Source organism: Pseudomonas sp. Irchel 3E19 (assembly GCF_900187585.1).
In the GTDB taxonomy this organism is placed as follows: domain Bacteria; phylum Pseudomonadota; class Gammaproteobacteria; order Pseudomonadales; family Pseudomonadaceae; genus Aquipseudomonas; species Aquipseudomonas baetica.
Genome location: NZ_FYDT01000103.1, coordinates 1 through 2,449, shown reverse-complemented (window position 1 = coordinate 2,449; position 2,449 = coordinate 1). Strand labels below are relative to the sequence as shown.

General features: G+C 52.1%; 4 protein-coding genes. 2 read left to right on the top strand and 2 right to left on the bottom strand.

The annotated features are described in order from the left end of the window. Positions 1–318: 318 nt before the first annotated feature. A complete protein-coding gene (locus tag CKW18_RS29550) occupies positions 319–750 on the top strand; it encodes a glycine zipper domain-containing protein (RefSeq protein ID WP_095191978.1) in 432 nt (143 codons plus the stop codon). 118 nt (positions 751–868) lie between these two features. Continuing rightward, entirely contained in the window at positions 869–1,015 is a 147-nt protein-coding gene (locus CKW18_RS30760) for a hypothetical protein (RefSeq protein ID WP_170947349.1), read from the top strand. A gap of 134 nt (positions 1,016–1,149) precedes the next feature. Here the strand turns inward: CKW18_RS30760 and CKW18_RS29545 are convergent, their stop codons facing one another. Continuing rightward, the gene (locus CKW18_RS29545; RefSeq protein WP_095191977.1) at positions 1,150–1,536 is read right to left on the bottom strand and encodes a hypothetical protein; all 387 of its coding nucleotides are present in this window, start codon (positions 1,534–1,536) and stop codon (positions 1,150–1,152) included. Beyond that, on the bottom strand, positions 1,533–2,449 hold a 917-nt coding region (locus tag CKW18_RS29540; RefSeq protein WP_177435555.1), incomplete at its 5' end, for an RHS repeat-associated core domain-containing protein. The genes CKW18_RS29540 and CKW18_RS29545, both read right to left, overlap by 4 nt.

Below are 2,449 nucleotides of genomic sequence, written 5' to 3'. Positions count from 1 at the left end.
GTGGCCTGGCTGGACAGATCCAGCGCAGACGCGACCCACTCGATGGGAATATTTTGAGTGAATGTGCTCAAGTCACAGAAGTTGAAAAGGTCGCCGAGGTCGAGCAAGTCCTGTTGAACAGACATAAAAAATCCGATGCCAGAGATCTGACATCGGATTTTCGAAGAAGCCCGGTGAGGATTCAAATGCTTAAGTGAACAACATTACGACTGGATGTCGGGCTTTTTCGTTGCTGAACGTTTTTCCCGCTAACGCCTCCAATAGTTTATAAGCCCTTGTACGGGCGGACTGTCCCGCTTCGGGAACTGTGAGGTTCAAATGCGATTGCCATTATCTGCACTGTTTTTCGGATTGTTGGTTGCCCAGGGCGCGATGGCGGCCGGAGATGGCACGGCCGCCGTGGGTGGCGGCTTGGGTGGTGCGTTGGGCAACGTGGTTGGCGGACAACTCGGTGGCAGCACTGGTGCTGCGGTAGGTGCAGGTTTAGGCGGCGCGGCGGGCAGCGCCGTCGGGGCGGATAAACGCAGTCGCACAGAAGCCGCGATTGGCGGCGGCCTCGGCGCCGCCGGCGGTTCAGTGGTCGGCAATAGCCTGGGCGGCTCGACCGGTTCGACTATCGGTGCAGGCTTGGGTGGCGCGGCAGGTGGTGCGGTCGGCAACAACCTGGGTGCCGATGACGGAAAATCTCATTCCGGTGGCGGTCATAAACATAAGAACAAACACAAATACAAAAACAAACATCGTGATTGATGATTAAACAGAGACCCGGCCTTGCGCCGGGTTTTTTGTGTCCACCGGTTGGGCTCGGGAACGATTGGCGCCAAGGCTTTTCAAACGTTATACACACCCCGAAATCACGAGGTTTGCCATGACTCCCGAAACTGAAGGCAAGGAAGAAAAAGGTTCAAGCGGGCTACCGTTTATCAACGATCCAGGGAATGAAGATCCGGGGTCGCAGATGGATGCTCCGGTGCCGCTGATTGATTCGGATGATGAATTGGATGGGCGAGTTTGATGAGGATGAAGATGAGCAGTGAGCGAATGCACGGGTTACTCTCCGGGGTCGCTAGCGTGTTAAAGCCTTTAATTCTCAGGGGCCTGTCGGTGCAGGCCCTGTGAGTGTTAAGTAGAGTTGTGTGGTGTCATGAATTAAAAGGACTTTAACCATGCACGATAGAACGCCTTTTGGTCCTCTATGTTATTTGTTAGGTCTCTGTCTTCGTAATCGAAAATTCGAACTATATCTTCCTCTTCTGAAGGACGTCCTTCACGGAGCTCATAGGCAGTAAGTCCGCAGGACATTTGTGAACTCATGCTTGACGGGTGGACGTTGATTTTAGAACCCTTACATAAAAAAGTAACCTCTGGAAATTCTGACCTCAGCGTACCAAAGCAGCCATAAAGATCGTAAGACGTATAGGTTTTTTTTAGGCCATCTTTTCTTGTGAATGTTAGTGCTCTATTCCTTCTGTCACATTCAATAAGAGCTGCTTCCAGACCTTCAGCTGTTTTAATCTGGATTTCTATCGGTTTCATTGTTTACTCCTGTTTGGGTTGAGCACTGAATAACCTTTATAGCTGCCATCTTCGTAGACTGGCGTGGCTCCTACAATGTCTTTACTTTTAATACCCCCTGGAACTGCAATTTCTACTTCACGTCGATGGGGTGAAAGGGCACCAAGTTCTTTGTTTACGTCAATCCCTGTAACGTTCTTCAATACATATATGTAACCGTCGGCAATGCCGTAGCCCGTAGCAAATTTTGCTGCCTGCTGTTCTGAGAAAGAAGTACTCACATACCAGCTTGGTGGAATTTTATTGTCCAAAGCATGCAGGAAAAGATCTTTACTATCGCCCCATGGTTCGAATCCAGCATCAAAAATTTCCCATGGTTCTCGATCATCGCCTCGGTACAAATAATGGTTTTCTTGTTTCGGGGCTGGAGTTGCAGGTGCCCCTTTCTCTACACCGACTTTGCTAAAAGTGTGGACTTCACGTGAGGGTTTTCCGCAATTATCCCCACCCGGACAATCACTCAACCCCAACGGATCCACCCACCCTGTCGGATTCGGCACGTACTGGTACTGATTAATCCCACCCGCCAATTTGATCGGGTCCGGCGTCAAGTACCGTCCCAGCCGCGGGTCGTAATACCGGTGCCGGTTGTAATGCAGCCCACTTTCCCCATCGAAGTACTGCCCCTGAAAGCGCAGCGGCTGGTCCAGGTAGTCCTCGCCGGCGAGGGTGATGGCGGCGACTTTGCCGTAGGCGTCGTATTGCGCTGACCAGACGATTTCGCCGCTGTAGTCGGTGAGTTCCTGCGGGGTGCCGAGGTGGTCGAGCTGGTAGTAGAACGGGCAGGCTTTTTTCGGGCCTTTGCCGTCGAGTAGCGCCAGCGGGCGGAAGGTGCCGGGTTCGTAAACGTAGCTGCGGTACTGGCTTTGGCTGC